The organism is Janthinobacterium lyxosi, assembly GCF_051380665.1.
GTDB lineage: Bacteria > Pseudomonadota > Gammaproteobacteria > Burkholderiales > Burkholderiaceae_D > Janthinobacterium.
Window position 1 is genome coordinate 192931 of the sequence record NZ_JBNYXM010000008.1, and the last position, 20394, is coordinate 213324.

Annotated in this window: 17 protein-coding genes; 5 read left to right on the forward strand and 12 right to left on the reverse strand. The window is 63.8% G+C overall.

Annotated elements, in window-relative coordinates:
- Nucleotides 1-10: 10 nt before the first annotated feature.
- Nucleotides 11-1933, reverse strand: a complete 1923-nt coding sequence (locus ACQ4WP_RS10765; RefSeq protein ID WP_436520400.1) for a PrkA family serine protein kinase — start codon at nt 1931-1933, stop codon at nt 11-13.
- 328 nt (nt 1934-2261) lie between these two features.
- Entirely contained in the window at nt 2262-2507 is a 246-nt protein-coding gene (locus ACQ4WP_RS10770; RefSeq protein WP_436520402.1) for a hypothetical protein, read from the reverse strand.
- Here ACQ4WP_RS10770 and ACQ4WP_RS10775 point away from each other — a divergent pair.
- On the forward strand, nt 2506-3537 hold the full coding sequence (locus ACQ4WP_RS10775) for an adenosine deaminase (protein ID WP_436520404.1): 1032 nt from the start codon (nt 2506-2508) through the stop codon (nt 3535-3537). The genes ACQ4WP_RS10770 and ACQ4WP_RS10775 overlap by 2 nt on opposite strands.
- 36 nt (nt 3538-3573) lie before the next feature.
- Nucleotides 3574-6105, forward strand: coding sequence for an ABC transporter permease (locus tag ACQ4WP_RS10780; protein WP_436520406.1), 2532 nt, complete (start codon nt 3574-3576; stop codon nt 6103-6105).
- On the opposite strand, the gene ACQ4WP_RS10785 is transcribed toward ACQ4WP_RS10780, so the two are convergent.
- Together ACQ4WP_RS10785 and ACQ4WP_RS10790 are read right to left on the reverse strand one after the other, a co-directional pair.
- A complete protein-coding gene (locus ACQ4WP_RS10785) occupies nt 6102-7103 on the reverse strand; it encodes a response regulator (protein ID WP_436520408.1) in 1002 nt (333 codons plus the stop codon). The genes ACQ4WP_RS10780 and ACQ4WP_RS10785 overlap by 4 nt on opposite strands.
- A 3-nt stretch (nt 7104-7106) precedes the next feature.
- On the reverse strand, nt 7107-8333 hold the full coding sequence (locus ACQ4WP_RS10790) for a sensor histidine kinase (protein WP_436520410.1): 1227 nt from the start codon (nt 8331-8333) through the stop codon (nt 7107-7109).
- Nucleotides 8334-8557: 224 nt separating this feature from the next.
- On the opposite strand from ACQ4WP_RS10790, the gene cqsA reads away from it, so the two are divergent.
- A complete protein-coding gene (gene cqsA, locus ACQ4WP_RS10795; protein WP_436520412.1) occupies nt 8558-9805 on the forward strand; it encodes an alpha-hydroxyketone-type quorum-sensing autoinducer synthase in 1248 nt (415 codons plus the stop codon).
- A 37-nt stretch (nt 9806-9842) separates the two neighbouring features.
- Here the strand turns inward: cqsA and ACQ4WP_RS10800 are convergent, their stop codons facing one another.
- From ACQ4WP_RS10800 to ACQ4WP_RS10810, 3 genes are read right to left on the reverse strand one after another with little or no spacing between them, the layout of a single operon-like run.
- Nucleotides 9843-10292, reverse strand: a complete 450-nt coding sequence (locus tag ACQ4WP_RS10800) for a MarR family winged helix-turn-helix transcriptional regulator (RefSeq protein WP_436520414.1) — start codon at nt 10290-10292, stop codon at nt 9843-9845.
- Between the two features lie 57 nt (nt 10293-10349).
- Complete coding sequence (locus tag ACQ4WP_RS10805) at nt 10350-10697, reverse strand: GIY-YIG nuclease family protein (protein WP_436520416.1); 348 nt, start codon at nt 10695-10697, stop codon at nt 10350-10352.
- Nucleotides 10698-10720: 23 nt separating this feature from the next.
- Nucleotides 10721-11980 (reverse strand): MFS transporter, encoded by a 1260-nt coding sequence (locus tag ACQ4WP_RS10810; protein WP_436520418.1) that lies wholly within the window; start codon nt 11978-11980, stop codon nt 10721-10723.
- Between the two features lie 135 nt (nt 11981-12115).
- Here ACQ4WP_RS10810 and ACQ4WP_RS10815 point away from each other — a divergent pair, with 135 nt between their 5' ends.
- Entirely contained in the window at nt 12116-12511 is a 396-nt protein-coding gene (locus ACQ4WP_RS10815; protein ID WP_034754244.1) for a group II truncated hemoglobin, read from the forward strand.
- Nucleotides 12512-12515: 4 nt separating this feature from the next.
- Nucleotides 12516-13895, forward strand: a complete 1380-nt coding sequence (locus ACQ4WP_RS10820; protein WP_436520420.1) for a DNA recombination protein RmuC — start codon at nt 12516-12518, stop codon at nt 13893-13895.
- Nucleotides 13896-13904: 9 nt separating this feature from the next.
- Here the strand turns inward: ACQ4WP_RS10820 and ACQ4WP_RS10825 are convergent, their stop codons facing one another.
- The 5 genes from ACQ4WP_RS10825 to chrA all read right to left on the reverse strand — a co-directional run bounded on the left by ACQ4WP_RS10825 (nt 13905) and on the right by chrA (nt 20340).
- Nucleotides 13905-14819 carry an MHFG family PEP-CTERM protein gene (locus tag ACQ4WP_RS10825; RefSeq protein WP_436520422.1) on the reverse strand — a complete coding sequence of 305 codons (915 nt, stop codon included), beginning with the start codon at nt 14817-14819 and terminating at the stop codon, nt 13905-13907.
- A gap of 302 nt (nt 14820-15121) precedes the next feature.
- Nucleotides 15122-15904, reverse strand: a complete 783-nt coding sequence (locus ACQ4WP_RS10830; protein ID WP_436520424.1) for a hypothetical protein — start codon at nt 15902-15904, stop codon at nt 15122-15124.
- Complete coding sequence (gene moeA, locus ACQ4WP_RS10835; protein ID WP_436520426.1) at nt 15901-17748, reverse strand: molybdopterin molybdotransferase MoeA; 1848 nt, start codon at nt 17746-17748, stop codon at nt 15901-15903. Before moeA ends, ACQ4WP_RS10830 begins: the two co-directional genes overlap by 4 nt.
- A gap of 61 nt (nt 17749-17809) precedes the next feature.
- The gene (gene moaA, locus ACQ4WP_RS10840) at nt 17810-18931 is read right to left on the reverse strand and encodes a GTP 3',8-cyclase MoaA (protein ID WP_436520428.1); all 1122 of its coding nucleotides are present in this window, start codon (nt 18929-18931) and stop codon (nt 17810-17812) included.
- A 29-nt stretch (nt 18932-18960) separates the two neighbouring features.
- Nucleotides 18961-20340 carry a chromate efflux transporter gene (gene chrA / locus ACQ4WP_RS10845; RefSeq protein WP_436520430.1) on the reverse strand — a complete coding sequence of 460 codons (1380 nt, stop codon included), beginning with the start codon at nt 20338-20340 and terminating at the stop codon, nt 18961-18963.
- Nucleotides 20341-20394 lie beyond the last annotated feature (54 nt).

Genomic DNA, 20394 nt, shown 5'->3' on the forward strand with positions numbered 1-20394 from the left:
GCTGTCCGCGCTAGGATGACTTGCGTACGCGCAAGTACCATTCGCATAACAGGCGTACCTGCTTGGCCGTATAGCCTTTTTCCACCATGCGGGCCACGAAGTCGGCGTGCTTGTTGGCATCGTCGGCACTGGCCTTGGCATTGAAGGAAATCACGGGCAGCAATTCCTCCGTATTCGAAAACATTTTCTTTTCGATCACGGTGCGGAACTTTTCATAACTGGTCCAGGCGGGATTCTTGCCGCCATTCGACGCCCGCGCGCGCAGCCCGAAGTTGACGATTTCATTGCGGAAGTCCTTCGGATTGGAAATGCCCGCCGGCTTCTCGATTTTCTCCAGTTCATTGTTCAGCGATTCGCGGTCGAAACTTTCGCCCGTGTCCGGATCGCGGTATTCCTGGTCCTGTATCCAGAAATCGGCAAACGTCACATAGCGGTCGAAAATGTTTTGCCCGTATTCCGAATAGCTTTCCAGGTAAGCCGTCTGGATCTCCTTGCCGATGAATTCCACATAGCGCTGCGCCAGGTGCTCTTTAATATAGGAGAAGTAGCGCTGCTCGAGTTCCGGCGCGAACTGCTCGCGCTCGACCTGCTGTTCCAGTACATATAGTAAGTGCACGGGATTGGCGGCCACTTCGGAATTGTCAAAGTTGAACACTTTCGACAGGATCTTGAAGGCAAAGCGCGTCGACAGCCCGTTCATGCCCTCGTCCACGCCCGCATAGTCCACGTATTCGTGCATGGACTTGGCTTTCGGGTCCGTATCCTTGAGGTTTTCGCCATCGTAGACGAGCATCTTCGAGAAAATGCTGGAGTTTTCCGGGTCTTTCAGGCGCGACAGGATGGCGAACTGCGCCATCATGCGCAGGGTGCCGGGCGCGCACGGGGCCTTGACCAGCGAGGAATTGGCCACCAGCTTGTCGTAGATCTTGATTTCATCGGTCACGCGCAGGCAGTACGGCACCTTGACGATATAGATACGGTCAAGGAAAGCCTCGTTGTTGCGGTTGTTTTTAAAGGTCTTCCATTCCGACTCGTTCGAGTGGGCCAGGATGATGCCGTCGAAGGGAATCGCGCCAAAACCTTCCGTGCCCTTGTAATTGCCTTCCTGTGTGGCCGTCAGCAAGGGATGCAAGACCTTGATGGGCGCCTTGAACATTTCCACGAATTCCATCAGGCCCTGGTTGGCCAGGCACAGGCCGCCCGAATAGCTGTAGGCGTCCGGGTCGTCCTGGGCGTAGTCTTCCAGTTTGCGGATGTCGACCTTGCCCACCAGCGAGGAAATATCCTGGTTGTTTTCGTCGCCCGGCTCCGTCTTCGAGATGGCGATCTGTTTCAGCACGGAAGGGTAGCGCTTGACGACGCGGAACTGGTTGATATCGCCATTGTATTCATGCAGGCGCTTGACGGCCCACGGGCTGGGGATGTTGCGCAGATAGCGGCGCGGGATGCCGTAATCCTCTTCCAGAATGGTGCCGTCCTCTTCCTCGTTGAACAGGCCCAGCGGCGATTCGTTGACGGGCGAGCCTTTCAGGCAATAGAAGGGCACGTGTTCCATCAGCGCCTTGAGTTTTTCCGCGATGGACGACTTGCCGCCGCCGACCGGCCCCAGCAGATACAGGATCTGTTTGCGTTCTTCCAGGCCTTGCGCGGCGTGGCGGAAATACGAGACGACTTGCTCGATGACTTCCTCGGTGCCGTAGAACTCGCGGAAGGCGGGATAGATCTTGATCACCTTGTTGGCGAAGATGCGCGACAGGCGCGTATCGTTGCGCGTGTCGACCAGTTGCGGCTCGCCGATGGCGGCCAGCATGCGTTCGGGCGCGCTGGCATAGGTCAGCTTGTCCTTCTTGCACAGGGCCAGGTATTCGGTGAGCGACATTTCCTCTTCGCGGGTGCGCTCGTAGCGTGCTGCATAGTTATCAAAAATGGTCATGTCAATGTCCTTTAATGTAAACCTGTACTGCCAGTCACCATGGCCGCCCGCCTGGCACTCGCCTGGGCTTGCCGTCTGAACTTTTCCTGTACCCCGTACCGATTTTTATTGTTGTTTCAAGCCCGGCTGTCTTTGCGAGTCCGGATTGCCCGGACCAAAAAACTGGCGCTTGATGCCGTGCGCTGACGTGGCCAGCCGGCTTTTTTTTCACTGTTGATAGCGCTTGTTGCACCTACCTTTACCCCATGAAATTAATTATTGCTCTAAAGGATCAGGAAGTCAAAAGATATGTCAGCATATCCTTAATACTTGTTTGTAAATTGTTGATTTAATTGGATAAATCATCAGATTTTCCATCGATTTCAATGAACCTTTTTGTACCTTTTAAACCATCATACGACAATTCGCCAGCGCGTGCCGGTGCCGGCCATGCCGCCGCCGCTGCCAGCGCCATGGCGGCCGGGCGCCGGTGAGGCCGGCCATCTTGCGCTAAGATGCCTGCATGTCCGATGGCCCTGCGCGCCGCGCGTGTGCGGGCCAGCATTTTTATCGTCACCTTATAAGGAACACCCATGATGACCCCCCCATTGCGCGCGATCGTCCGCGGCATGCCGAAGGCCGAACTGCATATCCATATCGAAGGTTCGCTGGAGCCAGAACTGATTTTCGCACTGGCCGAGCGCAATGGCGTGCCGCTGGGCTATGAATCGGTGGAACACTTGCGCAGCGCCTATGCTTTTACGGATTTGCAGTCTTTTCTCGACATTTATTACGCTGGCGCAAGCGTGCTCTTGAAAGAGCAGGATTTCTATGACATGACGCAAGCCTATCTGCGCCGCGCCGAAGCCGACAACGTCTTGCACACGGAAATTTTCTTCGACCCGCAAACGCACACGGCGCGCGGCGTGGCGATGGCTGATGTGGTCAATGGTATTCACCGCGCCTGCCAGGACAGCCCTGTCAGCGCCGCCCTGATCCTGTGTTTCCTGCGCCATTTGAGCGAGGAAGAGGCATTCGAGACTTTGGCCGATGCGCTGCCGCACCGCGACAAGTTCATCGGCATCGGCCTCGATTCGTCGGAAGTGGGCAACCCGCCCGAGAAATTCTCGCGCGTGTTTGCCCGTTGCCGCGAGCTGGGCCTGCACCTGGTGGCCCACGCAGGCGAAGAAGGTCCGCCAGCCTACATCCGCACGGCGCTGGACGACTTGCAAGTCGAACGCATCGACCATGGCGTACGCTGCCTGGAAGATGCGGACCTGACGGCCCGCCTGGCGCGCGAACAAATCGCGCTGACCGTTTGCCCCTTGTCGAATACCAAACTGCGCGTGTTTGACCAGATGCACGACCATAACCTGGTGCAATTGCTCGACGCCGGCCTGCTGGTGACGGTGAACTCGGACGATCCCGCGTATTTCGGCGGCTACATGAACGACAATTTCGACGCCATTTTCGATGCCTTGCCGCTGGGCCTGTCCCACGCGCAGCGTCTGGCGCGCAACGGTTTCATCGCCGCCTTCCTGCCGCAGGCGCAGAAAGATGCCTTCCTCGCCACCGTCGATGCGTATTTCGCCCGGCACGCCGCCGCGCACGGCGCCGCGCAATAACGCATCACTATCCACGTTCATAAAGACCCGCCGCCCATGCTACGCCTCTCCCTGAAAATGACCGGCCGCGACTGGCGCGCCGGGCAACTGCGTTTCCTGCTCGTCGCGCTGATCGTCGCCGTGGCGGCCCTGTCGGCCGTCGGCTTCTTCGTCGACCGCCTGCGCGCGGGCCTGAACCGCGACGCGCACCAGCTGCTGGGGGCCGACCTGGTTATCAGCGCCGACCAGCCCGTCAATCCCGTCTGGCGCGCCGAAGCCGCCAAGCGCGGCTTCATCCTGGCCGACACGGTGACCTTCCCCAGCATGGCGCAGGCGGGCGAGGGCGAGCAGTCGAACTCGCAACTGGCATCCATCAAGGCCGTCTCGCCCGGCTACCCGCAGCGCGGCAAGCTGAAAATCACCACCAGCACCAGTGAGGCGCAGGATGCCGTCGGTCAGCCGACCAGCCAGGTGCCGGCGCCAGGCACCCTGTGGGTCGATGCGGCAATTCTGTCCAGCCTGAACGCCAAGCTGGGCGACACCGTGACACTGGGTGACAAGGCATTTACGGTCACGCAACTGATCGCCAGCGAACCGGACCGGGGCGCATCGTTCCTGAACTTCGCCCCGCGCGTGATGCTGCCCCTGTCCGACCTGGCGGCCACGGCGCTGGTGCAGAACGGCTCGCGCGTATCGTACCGCTTGCTGCTGTCGGCGCCGCCAGCCAAGGCGGCCGAGCTTGCGCAATATCAAGCCTGGCTGGAAAATCAAATCAAGACGCAGGCCATCAAGGGCGTGCGCATCGAATCGCTGGAATCGGGCAGCCCGCAGATGCAATCGACGCTGGACCGCGCCGACCGCTTCCTGTCGCTGGTCGGCTTGCTGTCGGCCATGCTGGCCGCCGTCGCCGTGGCCATGGCGGCGCGCCGCTTCATGCTGCGCCACCTGGATGCCTGCGCCATGCTGCGCTGCCTGGGCCTGACGCAAAACCAGGTCACGGCCATGTATGTGATCGAGTTTTTATTGGTGGGCCTGGCCGGCAGCGTGGTGGGCGTGGCCGTCGGCTTTGGCGGCCACCTAGTGCTGCTGGAATTGCTGGGCAAGCTGGTGCAGAGCGATTTGCCGCCCGTCTCCCTGCTGCCCGCGCTGCAGGGCGTGGCCACCGGCATGCTGTTACTACTGGGTTTTGCCCTGCCGCCGATTTTGCAGTTGCGCAATGTCCCCCATAACCGCGTGATCCGCCGCGAACAGGAGCCGCCGCAGGCGCTGGCCGTGGCCACGTATGGCCTGGGCATCGCCGCCTTCGTCGTGCTGCTCTTGTGGCAGGCGGGCGACGTGAAACTGGCGCTGCTGACGGCGGCCGGTTTCCTGGGCGGCTTCGCCCTGTTCGGCCTGGCCGGCTGGCTGGGCATCAAGTCGCTGAAAACCCTGCGCGGCGTTTTTAAGCACCAGGGCTGGCGCTTCGCCGTCACGTCCTTGCAGCGCCGCCCGGGCGCCACCGTCATCCAGGTGGTGTCGCTGGCCCTGGGCCTGATGGCCTTGCTGCTACTGACGGTGGTGCGCGGCGACTTGATGGTGGCCTGGCGCAATGCCACGCCGCCGGACGCGCCGAACCGCTTCATGATCAATATCCTGCCCGAGCAAAAAGACCCGATCGCCGCGCGCCTGGCGCAGGCCGGCGTGGTCAACGCGCCCTTGTATCCGATGATACGCGGGCGCCTGGTGGCCGTGAACGGCAAGGCCATCACGGAAACCACCTACGAGGATGACCGCGCCAAGGGCCTGGCCGACCGTGAATTCAACCTGTCGACGATGGCCACCATGCAGGAAGAAAACAAGCTTGTCGCCGGCAAGTGGTTCGGCAATGCCGCGGGCGCGCCGGCCGAAGCCTCGGTGGAAGAGGGCATCGCCAAGACCTTGAAATTGAAACTGGGCGACAAGCTGCGCTTCGACATCGCCGGCCAACCTGTCGAGGCGGCCATCACCAGCTTGCGCAAGCTGGAATGGGGCTCGATGCGCGTCAATTTCTTTGTCATCATCAATCCGGCCGCCATGGCGGACACGCCGCAGACGTGGATCACGGCATTTCACCTCCCACCCGCGCAGGCGGAGCTGGGCAACGCCTTGCTGCGCGACTATCCGAACCTGACGGTGGTGGACGTGGGCGGCGTGCTCAAGCAAATCCAGGGCGTGCTGGACCAGGTGGTGACGGCCGTCGAATTCCTGTTCGCCTTTACCCTGGCGTCGGGCTTGCTGGTACTGTATGCGGCCTTGATGGGCTCGCAGGACGAGCGCACGCGCGAAGCGGGACTGCTGCGCGCGCTGGGCGCCACGCGGCGCCAGCTGGCGCAGGCGCAGCTGATCGAATTCTCGCTCGTGGGCGCGCTGGCCGGCTTGCTGGCGGCCACGGGCGCGGCCGCCATGGGCTGGGCCCTGGCCACGTACCAGTTCAAGTTTGCCTGGAGCTTCGCACCGGGCGTATGGGCCTTTGGTTTACTGGCCGGCGCCCTGTGCGCGATCGCCGGCGGCTGGCTGGGCTTGCGCAATGTATTGAAACATCCGCCGCTGCAAACACTACGGGAAAGCTAGGCGCTGTCGCCTGTCTGTGCGCGTAAAAATTGCGCGTAGGACATAACCGGCTGCCCCAGCAGGTGCGGCGGCACGTCGAACAGGGCCCAGAAATACGTCACGCGGCCCAGGCAGATGGTGGGCGCGGCGCAGTAGCGGAACCAGTTTTCGCCGATGTGCGCCGCATACATGCCGTCGCTGTCGGCGTCGGAAAAGTACGGGATCACGCGCATTTCCAGCAGGGCCAGCAGCAAGGACTCCGGTGCGTCGCTGTCGCGTGCCATTTCGTACTGCGTGTGCAGGCTGCGTTCCGTCTCGATGATCATCAGCTTGGCGTGGCCATCGCGCGTGAAGAACAGGATGCCGCTGGGATTTGGAAAGATATAGTATTCGACAAAGCCATGGCGCTGGCACAGCTCGTGCACCACCATGGCCAAGGCCTCGTCTTGCAGGAAATTGTAGTCGTGCAGCATCAGCAAGTCGCGCACGGTGTCCGACTGCTGCAGGAAGAATTCGCGTTGCAGGGCATGGACTTCCTGTTCCAGGATATCGAGCGCATCGTCGTCGCTCTTCTTGATGTAGCGGTCGATCAAGCCCCGGTTGAAGGCTGTCACGGCCACTTTTTCATCGGCCGCTCCTGTAAATAAAATCTTCTTGCACGGCAAGTCGCGCACCGCCTGGCAGAATTCCAGGCCATTCATTTGCGGCATCGAATAATCGACCACCAGCACGGAGGGCACGGCAAAGCGCTGTGCCTGGCCGCTGATGCGCCAGATGCGATCGAGATCGAGCGCCACGTTGCACTGATCGGGCGGCAGATTTTGCGTGTCGAAATTGACGTGCAGTGGCGTCTCGCCCAGTTGCGTGCTGTGGCGCAGCCAGTGCAGCGCGCTGCTGGTATCGTGGAAAGTCTTGCGCGCCAGGCCGGGATCGAGCTGGAACGCCAGGCTTTTCAGGAAGGAATCGCTGTCGTCGATCAATACGGTCAGAGTCGGATGGGTGTAGACGGGCAGTTGCATGCGTCACCTTGCGGGAGAAGAGGGTTGGAAGCGGGCAGGCAGGGACTGGGGAAATTCCAGGATGAAGATCGCATAGGCATGCTCGCGCGATATGCAGCGGATGCGCGCCTGCCAGGCAGTGATGATCTGGCGGCACAGTGCCAGGCCGATGCCGCTGCCGTTATGCACGGGATAGGAATAAAAACGCTCGAAGATCAACGGCAGGCGGACCGGCGCGATGCCGCAGCCCGTGTCGATGAACAGCAGCCTGGGCACAGGGCGGGCGCCGTCGATGATGATGCGCACGCGGCCCTTGCCGGCCCGCTGGATGGCTTTCAGTGCATTTCTCAGCAGGTTCAGCAGGATCACCACGCACAGTTCGTCCTGGCCTGCGAACTGGAAGTCGGCGCGCATGTCCACCGTGACGCTGGCCCGCTGCAGCTTGCCGGTAAACGGGTAGCGCTTGAGCACGGCGTTTACCATCGCCAGCATCGAGAGCGACTGGCTGGGCTGCAGGTTGCGATTCACGGCACTGGCGCTCATCAGGAACAAATCGATCATGTGCTGCATGTGGCGCACTTCGAACTGGATACGCGACAGGGCATCCTGCAGCGGCGGCATATCGTCTGCCTGGCCAGCCAGCTGCGGCAGCAGCCGGCGCATGCCCCGCACATTCGCTTCCACGCTGGTCAGCGGCGTGCGCAGTTCGTGCGCCACGGAACCGAGCCCGGCCGCCATGCCCGCCAGCCGTTCCCGTTCCAGCACCTTGCTGCCCACTTTCACCACGGACAGCGCGGCGATGGTGAACCAATGCACGGGCAATTGCTGCAGCACTTCACGCTGCAGCAGGTAGGCGCCTTCTCCTTGCAGGATGACGGCCAGGCAGGCGGCGCCCGTACCGATCAGGTAGGCGCGGCAGGCCAGTCCCGTTTCGAAATGAAACAGCACCACCAGGCCGATCAGCAGCGATTGGCTCCAGATGGACGAGGCATGATTCATCAGAAACATGAAGGTAAAGAAGAAGGGCAGGATGTAGCTGAGCGCGAACAGCAGGTAGCGCGACAGCCAGCGGACCGAGAAGCGGCGCGCAAACAGGCCGGCCACGCAGATGCCCACGCCCGTCAGGCGAAGGATCAGGTTTTCATAGGCTTGTGGGAAAAAAAAATGCCACAGCAGGTAGTACAGCGGCATTGCCACCGTGCCCACGGCGGCCAGCATGGCGACGCGGCTGGCCAGGTTTTCATGCGGCACGCGTTCATGTAGCAGCGAATGGAGCAGGCGTCTGCGCCAGTGTGTCCATCCTCCTTGCCATTGCTGCGTCATGACTCTGCCTTGATCCTCTTCAGAACATTATCATCGCGTAATTTTTCTTGGTTGTACGGTTATCTCGCCGGACATTGATATACGTCAATGGATGGGTTGGCAACACGGTGAAGGCTTTAATCCGTAGCAAACCTTTCCCCCAGGAGAAAACCATGACCATCACTATCAGCCTGCACGCCCCATCCTTCGACCGCGCCGAACACTGCCTGCCCGACTACATCGTGCGGCGCATGGATGCGCATCACATCACGCGCATTGAAAAACTGCTGGGCGGCCAGCATCCCCATGCCTGGCAACCGACACCCGCCCATGCCATTTTTCTGGCGGGCAATGACTATCTTTCCATCGCCGCCGAGCCGGCGCTGGTGGCGGCCCAGGTGGCTTCCCTGCAGGCGAATGCGGGCGGCATGCTGATGTCGGCCGTGTACTTGCAGGAAGGCAGCGAACAGCACCGGCTGGAAAGCCGGCTGGCCCGCTTCATGGGCTGCGAGGACGGCATCCTGGCGCAGTCCGGCATGGCGGCCAATGTCGGCTTGCTGCAGTGTATCGCCGGCCCCGGCATCCCCGTCTACCTGGACATGCAGGCCCACGCCTCGCTGTGGGAAGGCGTGCTGTCGGCGCAGGCCCAGGCCGTCGCTTTCTTGCACAACGACATGGTCCACCTGCGGCGGCAAGTGGAAAAACATGGCCGCGGCGTGATCGTCGTCGATGCCCTGTACAGTACCAACGGCAGCCTGGCGCCGCTGCTGGAACTGCTGGACATTGCCGAGCGCAGCGACTGCGTGGTGGTGGTCGACGAGTCCCACTCGCTGGGCACGCATGGCCCGCAAGGCGCGGGCCTGGTGGAAGCCTGGGGCTTGGGCCACCGCGTGCATTTCCGCACGGCATCGCTGGCCAAGGCCTTCGCGGGACGTGCCGGTTTCATCAGTTGTTCCAGCCGCTTCAAGGGGTATTTCTTGTCCGAATCGCGCCCTGCCATCTTCAGCTCCTGCCTGCTGGCCCACGAGCTGGCATGGCTGGACGCGGCGCTCGATTTCATCATGGCCGCCGACGCGCGCCGCGCCATTTTGCGGCGCCACACGCTGCAGGTGCGCGAGGGCTTGAGCGCGCTCGGCTACAACGTCAGCGACGGTACGGAGCAGATCGTGGCGCTGGAAGCGGGTGGCGAACCGGCCACCCTGGCCCTGCGCCAGGCGCTGGAGCGGCAAGGCATTTACGGCGCCATGTTCTGTGCCCCGGCAACGGCGAAGAACCGCGCCCTCGTGCGACTGACCCTCAACGCGGGACTCGACGAGACGGCCATCGCCAGGCTGCTGGCCGCCTGCGCGGCGGTGCGCGCCGAAGTGGGCATGGAACATTGGCCGTCGACGCGGCGCGTGCGCAAGCTGGCGCTCGTGTAGGGCCGGCAGGCTGGCCGGCGCCAGCCGCTTGGCAGCGTCAGCCGGCCAGCCTGCCCAGGATGGTGGATAGCGCTCCCAGCTGCTCTGCCGGTGCGTCCTGCAGCAATTCGCGGCCCACCGCATGCGCGGTGGTGCTGGCATGTTCCAGCAATTCCTGGCCGGCGGCAGTCAGCACGGCATAGCCGACGCGCGCGTCGCGCACATCGGCCTGGCGCACCACCAGGCCGATTTTTTCCAGCGGCATCAGGGAGCGCGTGACGCCCGAGGCCGTCAACGCCAGGCGTTCGGCCAGGTCGATGCGGCGCAGGCGCGCACCGGGTGCGCGCTGCAGCTGATACAGCAATTGATAGTCGCTGAAGCTCAGACCATGCACATTACCCAGGGCGCTGTCGAAGCGGCGCACGATGAGTGCCTGGGCGCGCGCCAGGCGCAGGCAAAAGTCCAGCGCGCCATCGCTGTCCGGCGACGGGGGAGTGTGATCGTTCATGGCTGCCATTTTAGTCGCTGCGAAGTGCTTGAGTGCGCAAGTGTAAAGCAATACTGCTCAATACAGTGGCTGCCCCTGTTCCAGCCACTGTGCGCGGCGCAGGGCCAGCAGGGCACACAGCTCGGCGTCCGCATCGAAGGCGGGGTCGTCGGGCAGCCTGACGGTGTCGATGATCTCGCAGGAAAAGGCCGCCGCGCCGTCGCGCCGCCAGTCAGCCTGCAGCAGGGCATTGCGGTGCTGGCCCAGGTTCAGTTCGAAGCGGTGCCGGTTCAGCATGCCGGGTGCGTTACGGCTGCATTCGAGCAAGGTCCGTCCGCTGGGCAGGTGCCGCAGGGCAATGATGCCCAGCGGCGGCGGTTGTTGCCGGTAGTGTGCTTTCAAGGTTGCCTGTCGTGTCTTGTCCATGTTTTATTTCTCCCATCGTTTGTTCAAATCGTTGCTGGTCCGGCGATGCGCGGGATGGCGGTGAAGAGGGCCGCCGCCACGGCGGCCGCCAGCAGCAGGGCGCCGCCGCCGCAGAACAGCTCACCCACGCTCAGGTGGCGTAGCAGCGCTCCCGTGGCCGCCGCCGACAGGGGCGCCAGGCCCAGGAAGATGCCCATGAACAGGGCCATGGCCCGGCCCAGCATGGCGGGCGCCACGCGCCGCTGTATCCACGTAAAGATGGCCACCTGCAAGTAGCCGCCCAGCATGCCTGTGACGGCCAGCAAGGCTGCGCCTTGCCAGGCTGCGCTGATTTGTCCCAGCGTCATCAACAGGCAACCCACGATGGCGTCGACGAGCAGCAAGGTGGCGCCGAAACGCCGGCGCAGCCAGGCGCCGCCCAGGCTTGATGCCAGCATGCCGGCCAGGGTGCCGGCGCCGTGCGCGCCCATCAGCAGTCCCAGCGCCGCGGCACCGTGCAGGCGTTCGCTGGCCAGCACGGGCAAGGCCACCTGCAGCGGTCCCATGACGAAGAACGCCACCACCGCCCAGTAGGCATAGCAGCTGCGCAAGGGAATGTCGCGCCACACCATGGCCAGGCCCGCCGCCGTGTAGCGCCACATGCCTTGCGCCGCGGCGGCGGCTGCCAGTGGCCGCAGGCTGACTTGCCGCAAGGTCCAGGCGGAGAACAGAAACGTCAGCGCATCGATGGCAAAGGCGGCGGCCAGCGCTGCCATGGGGGTTTGCTGCGCGCCATCGTGAGCGCCGAGTACCAGCGCCGCCAGCAGGGGGCCTGCCAGCAAGGACAACTGGCGCGCGCCCATCTGCAAGCCATTGGCTTTTTGCAACGATTGCAGCGGCACGGCCTGTGGCAGGATGGCCGTGCCTGCCGGGATGGCGAAGGCGGTCGCGATCCCCAGCGCCAACGCGGCCGCATACGCCAGCGCCAGGCTGGCGTGGTCTAGCAACAGCAGTGCTGACAGCAACAGCAGGATGGCGGCGTTCGCATATTTGCTCAGTAGCATCACGCGTCGGGGCGTATAGCGGTCGGCAACGGTGCCGCCCAACAAGATAAGCACGGCGCGCGGGGCGCCCATCAGTGCCACGGCGATGCCCAGGCTGAAGCTATCGCCGGTCAGGCTCAGCACCAGCCAGGGCAGGGCCAGCATGCTGAACTGGTCGCCCAGCATGGACACCAGGCCGCCGCCCAGCAGCCAGCGGAAGTTGCTATTGCGCAGCAACGGAGAGTCTATAGCGCTTGGCATGGTCGTTTTGTCCGTGTTTGAAAAATTGCATAGTAGTTGATATAAGCTTGATCAGTCAAGTATATTGCCATTTATTGTGGCATCGTAAGCCACGCGGCTGCGTGGGGCGCCGACGCTTGCGCTATCATGGCGGCCATGACTGATACCACTGCCCCCACCTTGTACGAGACCATCGGCGGCGCCCCCGTGCTGCGTGAAATGGTCGACCGCTTTTATGATCTGATGGAACTTGAGCCCGAGTTCGCCGGCATCCGCGTCATGCATCCGCCATCCACGGATGGCTCGCGCGACAAGCTGTATTTCTTCCTGACGGGATGGATGGGTGGGCCGGATTTGTATATCGAGAAATTCGGCCACCCGCGCCTGCGCGCGCGCCACTTGCCCTACGCCATCGGCACCAGCGAGCGCGACCAGTGGTTGCGCGCCATGGCCTGGGCCATGGAAGACACGGGCATCGAAGAGTCCCTGCGCGTGCGCCTGATGGAATCGTTCTATCAGACAGCCGACTGGATGCGCAACAAACCTGACTGATCCCATGAGCCCAATCGAGTTTTACAGCCTGCTGGGCGCCGTCGGCTTCGCCATCGTCCTATTGATCCTGATCCTGCTGCGTCCGCGTGGCGTTGCCGGCGATGGCGCCACCACGCTGGCGCTGGTGCAGCAGCACCAGCAGCAAAGCCTGGAACGCATCGACCGCGTCGAACGCGAAGTGCGGCTGCAGTTGCAGGCGTCGGCGCAGGCGACGCGGCAGGATCTGGCCGCCGGCCTGGCGCAATTCCAGGCGGCAACCCTGCAACAGCTCGACAGCCTGCGCACGCAAATGCAGGCGCAGGGGAAAGTCGGGCGCGAAGAGCAGGCGCAAAGCCTGGCGCGCTTTGCCGACAGCACGAATCAAACCCTGGCCCAGCTGACAGAATCGAATGCGCAGCGCATGCTGGAAGTGCGTGCCACCTTGGAGAACAAGATCCGCGACTTGCAGGCTGACAATGGCGCGCGCCTGGAAGAGATGCGCAAGACGGTCGATGAAAAACTGCACGCGACTCTGGAAACGCGGCTTTCCGCCTCGTTCCAGCAAGTGTCGGAGCGGCTGGAAAAAGTCCACCAGGGCCTCGGTGAAATGCAGCAGCTGGCGCTGGGCGTGGGCGACCTGAAGCGGGTGCTTACTAATGTGAAGACGCGCGGCACCTGGGGCGAGGTGCAGCTGGAAATGCTGCTGGAGCAGGTACTCACTGTCGACCAGTATGCAAAGAACGTGGAAACCGTGCCGGGCAGCGGCGCGCGCGTGGAATTTGCCCTGAAACTGCCGGGCTTGAGCGATGGCGGGCCGCCCGTGTGGATGCCCATCGATGCAAAGTTTCCCAAGGAACAGTACGAACGCCTGGTCGAAGCGGCCGAGCGGGCCGATGCGGATGGCGTGGCCCTGGCCGGCCGCGAGCTGGAGCGTGCCGTGCGGGGCGAGGCGAAAACCATCGCCGAGAAATACCTGGCGCCGCCGCAGACCACGGATTTCGCCATTTTGTTCCTGCCCACCGAGGGGCTGTATGCGGAAGTGCTGCGCCGCCCGGGACTGGCCGACGAATTGCAGCGCGTGCATCGCGTCAGCATCGCCGGGCCATCCACCCTGACGGCCTTGCTCAACAGCCTGCAGATGGGTTTCCGCACCCTGGCGCTGGAAAAGCGCTCGTCGGAAGTATGGCAGGTGCTGGGCGCCGTCAAGACGGAGTTTGGCAAGTTCGGCGACGTGCTGTCGCAAACCCGGCTGACCCTGGAAAAGGCGGCGAAGAATATCGAAAGCGCGGAAGTGCGCAGCCGGCAGATGGCGCGCAAATTGAAATCCGTGGAAGCCTTGCCGGGCGAGGCGGCCGCCTTGCTGCTGGGAACGGCAGATGCCGGCTTGCCCGGCGAGGGCGAGTAGGATTGTCGTTCAGGCCGCCGGCGCTTGCCGGCGGCGCAGCGCGGCATAGACGATCAGGGCCAGTCCTGCCAGCAGCATGGCCCAGGTTTGCGGCTCGGGCACGGCCGGCAAGACATTCGGGCCGGTGGGCGGCAGCGTCGGCAGGATCACGGTGGGCGGCACGATGATGCTGCTGCCCTGGTCTGGCGGCCGGCCACCGCCGCCACCTCCGCCGCCGCCGCCCATGCCGGCCGGTGGTGTGATGCCGCCGACGGTACGCACATAATCGAAGGGCAGGAAAGGAATGCTGGCCACCTCGGCCGGCATGGCGCCACCCGTGAAAGAACCGCCGCGCAAGGCGTCGGGATTATCGATCAGGGGCACGCCTGCCGCTTCCGGGGCGGCGGGCACGGCGGCAACGGGCGCGCCACCGCCGGGAGCTGCACCGCCTGCTGCCGGCGGCGCCGATGCGGGCGCCTGCGTGATGCGGCTGACATTGCGGCAGATCGTCGGCACGAGGATGCATTGTCCCTGCACGCAGTACACGAGCCCCCGTTCCTGCATCTGTTCGCTCCAGCCTGAACGCGTCACATTGCGGCAAACGCGGCCCGGCCCGAAATGCATGTCGCTGATGCGCGCCTGGTAATTGCCTTTGCCACGGATGGCGTCGCGGCTGATCACGACGATTTCATCGTACTGGCGCGCGCGCATGCGCGCCTTCAATTCTTCGCGCACCTGCGGCGCGATGTCCGGGTACCTGTCCACGGCAGCCACCACATCGCCCATGAACGGGTCGGCACCGGGACGGTTCCAGCTGCAGTGTTCCAGCACGGCGGCCCGAGGGGCCCCTTTGGCATAAGCCGGCAGCGGCGCCAAGGACAACATGCCAAGCAGGCAAGCCGCTCCCAGCATGCTGGCGCCCGCGATCCATGAGCTGTGTTTCATTGGTAGTTTCCTCGTGAAAACAATATCAAAATTATATTTTTGTGTGAATTAAGATGTTATCACCAAAGAAACTGTAGTATCAACAAATAAATAAAATAATTACAATTATTGTTGTGTTTATTAATATTTTATTTAAAGAAATAATTAATATTTTTATCTTGATAGCTGAACGGTAGCAGTGCAGGGGAAATTGATTGCGAAGGGGCAATGCTCGCGGCCCGCGCAGGGCGGGCCGGTGGTGAGGGCAGTGGGGTTTTGAAGGATGCGCCGCCAGCAGGCGGCGCTAAGGTAAGGAACGCGTGTTAAATGCGGCCCGGGCAGGCTTGCGTATCGAAGGCGGGATAGCCGATGGCGGGCAGCTTGTGCAGCCACTTGCGCATCAAGGTGCGCGCGCCTTGCGTATCGTACTGTCGCCCCTGCTGCAAATCTGCGGTGAGCGTGTCAAGCTCTGCACAGATGGATTGCTTGCCAGCCTGGGCCGCCAGCAGGGAGGCCAGCAGTTCCGGCAGCACGACCGCCGCCGGCGCCACCTGGCGCGTGGCGCGGTAATGCTGCCAGTAGCGCTCGGCGGCATCGCCATCAAAGCTGGGGATGAAGCCGAACGTGGCGTCATCGCGGTGCAAGCGGTAAACAGTGGGAAAGTAATGGGAGCCCGTCAGCTCGTCGGGGAACAGGTCGCGCCGCAGGACGTCGATGGCCAGCGATCCGTTGCGCTCGACGCGTACGGGACTGGGCGAGTCGTACTGGTCCACGCTCACCATGGCTGGTGAGTTGCCTTGCATTAAGATGATCTTCTGCGTGTAATGGCGCCCGCCCAGGTGGCCGCACAGGGCCACGAAGCTATCGTTGATGGCGGTGACGGCGGCAACGTCGCCGCAGTCGGGCCGCAAGGGCGTGTTTTCCTGCCACACGAGCGCCTGGTCGCTGGTGCGCACGAGGCGGATGCTGCCCACGGTTTCGCCGTGCAAGTCCCCCTTTGCATCCTCGATGCGCTCGTCGAAGCGCACCGTGTAGCCATTGCTGTGGACTTCGCCGGCGTACGCCGCCATGCCCTGTAGCAGGGCCAGTGCCAGTATCAGTTTCATATTAGTCCATGGAACAGCACGATATCGACCAGGTCGCCGGCTGCCACGTGGCCTTGTGCTTCATGCAGCACGATCATGCAATTGGCTTGCGTCATCGAGCGCAGGATGCCGGAGCCTTGCGCACCCGTCACGCGCACGTGCTGGCGGCCGTCCGCGCCGCGCTCGACGATGCCGCGCTGGTATTCCGTGCGGCCCCGCTTCTTGCGGATCGGTGCTTGCGCCGCCACTTGCAGCAGGGGCAGGCAGGCCGTGTCCGCATCGGCGCCCATCAGGCGCAGCAAGGTCGGGCGCGCGAGGAAATAAAACGCCGCCATCACGGCCACCGGGTTGCCGGGCAGGCCCAGCAGCAAGGCCGTGTCGCCCTCGCTGGAAATCTGGCCAAAGGCCATGGGGCGGCCCGGGCGCATGTTGATCTGCCAGAAAGCCACTTCACCCAGGCGTGCCAGGATGTCGCGCGTAAAATCGGCCGCGCCGCTGGAGACGCCGCCCGAGGTGATGATGACGTCGGCCTTGGCGCAGGCGCCGCGCAGGGCCGCTTCCAGCGCTTGCGGCTGGTCCTTGACGATGCCCATGTCGAGCACCTCGCAGCCCAGGCGCGTCAACATGCCCAGCAGGGTGTAGCGGTTGCTGTCGTAGATGCAGCCTGCGGCTAGTGGCTCGCCGATCGAGCGCAATTCCTCGCCGGTGGAAAAGAAGGCCACGCGCAGGCGCCGGCGCACGGGCACCGTGGCGATGCCCAGCGAGGCGAGTAACCCCAGTTCGGCCGGTCCCAGGCGCTTGCCCTGCAGCAGGGCAGGCTGGTCCTGCATCAAGTCTTCGCCCTTGAAGCGGCGGTTGTCGCCGGGGCGGATGCAATCCGGCGCCAAAGTGATGCGGTGTTCGCTAACCTGGCTCACCAGTTCCTGCGGCACCACGCTGTCGCAGCCGTCCGGCATGACGGCGCCCGTCATGATGCGCGCGCATTGCCCGCGCCGCACGGTGACCGTGCCGGGACGGCCCGCCAGGATGGTGTCGACCACGGCCAGGGTCACGGGCGTGCCGCCACCGAGGTCGGCACCATGCAGGGCATAGCCATCCATGGCGGAATTGTCGTGCGCGGGCACGCTGATGGGCGAGATGATGTCGGCCGCCAGGATGCGCTCGAACGCTTGCGGCAGCGGCAGTTCCTCGCTCTCGGCGACGGGCGCCACGCTGTCGGCCAGGATCGCTTGCGCCATCGGCACGGACAGGCCCTGCACCTGCAGGGCGGCCAGCTGGTCCGGGGTATTGATGTTGCCAAATGCGCTATTGTTCTCGAAGAGCACTTCGGCCAGTTTCAAGGGACCGTGCCAAGTGCGCATGCGGCGCTCTCCACTGCGCAGATACGCATCGAGCTGGGGCAAGGCCGAGGTTTTTACCAGGCAAAAGACGGGGTGGGGGCGGCGCACCGTCGATCCCGTCGCCGGGTCGGTCTCTTCGGTGACGGCGATGGCCAGGTCGGCATTGTCCTGCATCAAACCGGCCGCCAGGCGCGTGGCCAGGTCGGGCGGCAGCAGGGGCGAGTCGCACGGCACAGTCAGCAGATATGGCGTGCTGGCGTGCTGCATGCCGCTGTGCAAGCCGGCCAGCGGACCCAGCTGGCCCGGCAGTACGTCAGGCCACACGGGCAGGCCGAAGTGCGCGTAGTCGCCGGCCTCTGCGTGGACACTGATGGCCAGCTGGCCCACTTGCGGCGCCAGGCGCTGCAGCACGTGGCGGGCCAGGGGCTGGCCATGCAGGGGCAGCATGCCCTTGTCGCGCTGGCCCATGCGCATGCCGAGGCCGCCGGCCAGGATCAGGCCGGTAATGTCGTGTGTGTTGATCATGTCAGGTAGGAAGTGGGTGCATGCGCCATGGTAGCAGCGGCGGGCGTGCGCTGCGCCCGATTCAGCCGCCGATATACGACATTTCCACTTTCTTTTTACCGTGCTCAAGCGCGCCGCCTGTCAAATCCGTCTGGCTGGTGCGCAATTGCGAATAGCGGTCGCTGCGGCCGCGCCACAGCTGCGCCACGGCCGAGGAAATTTCCGCATCGCTGTGGTCGCCGCGCAGCAGGCTGCGCAAGTCGTGGCCGCTGCTGGCGAACAAACACGTGTACAGCTTGCCCTCGGTCGATAGGCGGGCGCGGCTGCAGTCTGCGCAGAACGCTTGCGTGACGCTGGAAATGAGGCCGATTTCGCCGCCGCCATCTGCGTAGCGCCAGCGCGCCGCCGTCTCGCCCGTGTAGTTGGGGTTGATGGGTAGCAAGGGCATGTGCAAGGCTATGCGCCGCACCACTTCGGCGGACGGGATGACTTCCTGCAAGTTCCAGCCGTTCGAGGCGCCCACGTCCATGTATTCGATGAAGCGCAAGATGTACGGCGTGCCCTTGAAGTGGCGCGCCATGGGCACGATTTCCTGCTCGTTCATGCCGGCCTTGACGACCATGTTGATCTTGATGGGCCCCAGACCCGCCGCGTGCGCCGCATCGATGCCGTGCAGCACGTCGGCCACGGCAAAATCGACATCGTTCATGCGCTTGAAGGTGGCGTCGTCGAGCGAATCGAGCGAGACGGTGACACGGTTCAGGCCCGCCTCCTTCAGCGCTTGCGCCTTCCTGGCCAGCAAGGAGCCGTTCGTCGTCAGGGTCAGGTCCAGCGGCTGGCCCGATGGCGTGCGCAGCTCGGCCAGCATGGCGATGAGCTTTTCGATATTCTTGCGCAGCAGCGGTTCGCCGCCCGTCAGGCGGATCTTTTCCACGCCGTGCGCCACGAACAGGCGCGCGATGCGCGTGATTTCTTCAAAGGACAGCAAGTCCGTGTGTGGCAGATACACGTGGTTCTTGTCGAACACGTCCTTCGGCATGCAGTACACGCAACGGAAATTGCAGCGGTCGGTAATCGAGATGCGCAGGTCGTGCAGGGGCCGGCCCAGGCTGTCGGCCACGTTGCCGCTGGGACTTTCCAGCCGCGCGGGGATCACCAAAGCCCCATTGCGGGCCTCGGCGAGGTAGATAATCTTGTCAGCCATGAAAGGTGATGCCACTTACGTAAAGTCGGTCAAGGCAGATACGATAGCACGAGGCCGAAGATGGCACAGGCGAACAGCAATTTGATGGTGCCCATTTGAAACTTGATCAGCGCCACGCCGGCCCCCAGCGCGATGGCGATGGCCAGCCAGTCCCAGTGCGGCAGCGGGTTTGCTTGCCAGAAGACATGGCGGCCAAAGAACAGGGCCAGGCTGGCGATGACGCCCACCACGGCCGCCGAGATGGCCGTCAGGGGCGCGCTCAGGCGCAAGTTGCCGCGCGATGCTTCCACCAGAGGCGCGCCGGCCAGGATGAAGATGAACGAAGGCAGGAAGGTGAACCAGCTGGCGACGAGCGCGCCGCACACGCCCGCCAGCCACAGGTGTTCACCAGCGATGCCGGCGGCATGGCTCCAGCCGCCCACAAAACCGATGAAGGCGACGATCATGATCAGGGGGCCGGGCGTGGTTTCGCCCAGCGCCAGGCCATCCATCATCTGCGCGCTGCTGATCCAGTGGTAGTGGTCGACGGCGCCCTGCACCAGGTAGGGCAGCACGGCATACGCGCCGCCGAACGTGAGCAGGGCCGCCTTGCTGAAAAACACGCCCATCTGCGCCAGCGGCCGGTCCGCGCCGCCCGCCAGCGCCAGGCCCAGCCAGGCGAGGAAGGCCAGCACCAGGCCCAGCGCGCAGGTGGCCAGCAGGCGCGGCCAGTGGAAACGCGCGTGATCTGGCGTGGGCGTGTCGTCATCAATCAGGGCGGCGCCGTAGTGGGCGGCGCCGCCATGCGGCGTGCCGCCGGCATGGAAGTGGGCCGGCAGCCAGCGGCCGCCCGCCATGCCCAGCAGGGCGGCGGCGAGCACGATCAGTGGAAATGGCAGCTGTAGCGCGGCGATGGCACCAAATGCGCCCGCCGCGATGGCGATCAGGGCGGGGCTGCGCAAGGTGCGCCGGCCCAGGCGCCAGGCGGCCGCCAGCACGATGGCGACGACGGCCGGCTTGATGCCGTACAGGATGGCGGCGATGGCGCCCATGTGGCCATACGCCATGTAGAGCCAGGACAGGACGATCAGCACCAGCAGCGAGGGCAGCAGGAACAGCAAGCCCGCCACCAGGGCGCCGCGCGTGCGATGCATCAGCCAGCCGATGTAGATGGCCAGCTGGGTCGCTTCCGGCCCCGGCAGCAGCATGCAGTAATTGAGGGCGTGCAGGAAGCGCTGCTCAGAAATCCAGCGCCGCTTTTCCACCAGTTCCGCATGCATCATGGCGATTTGCCCGGCCGGGCCGCCAAAGCTGACGCAGCCCAGCTTGAGCCAATACCAGAAGGCGCCGCGCAGGCTGACGGGGGCGGGACGGGGGAGGTTGGCATTCTCGTGCATGGCGGGCGGAGGGCTGGCAAAGGGTTGGGACATAAAAAAGGGGAAGCCTGAGCTTCCCCTTTCATCGTTGGCGGCTGGGCGAACCCG